A 261-nucleotide genomic window follows, 5' to 3' on the forward strand; every position below is an offset into this window, starting at 1 on the left:
CATTAAATCCATAATGCACATTCTCGATATCTATCATCCGATCTTCAAAAGAGATTGTCCTTGCTGTATATCCGCAAGCTTGAATGAAAAACATCAAGCTTAAGCGATCTGCATACCAATCAACTAAGCCATCTTTTGCTTCGTCACGCAAATCAAACGTTGTACGTTGTTGCGCTATACTACCTTCATTTTCTACACGAACTGCATGCGAAAGTTCGTCAATATATAGTCTGTCATGAAGGAATTGTAATGCCTCTTCAT

Annotated in this window: 1 protein-coding gene; it reads right to left on the reverse strand. The window is 38.3% G+C overall.

The window, feature by feature from the left end:
* The coding region (locus ACFILY_RS09620; RefSeq protein ID WP_375673376.1) for a DUF4043 family protein at window positions 1-261 on the reverse strand (261 nt) is incomplete at both ends.

The organism is Bartonella sp. CL25QHWL, assembly GCF_042195335.1.
Taxonomy (GTDB): Bacteria; Pseudomonadota; Alphaproteobacteria; order Rhizobiales; family Rhizobiaceae; genus Bartonella.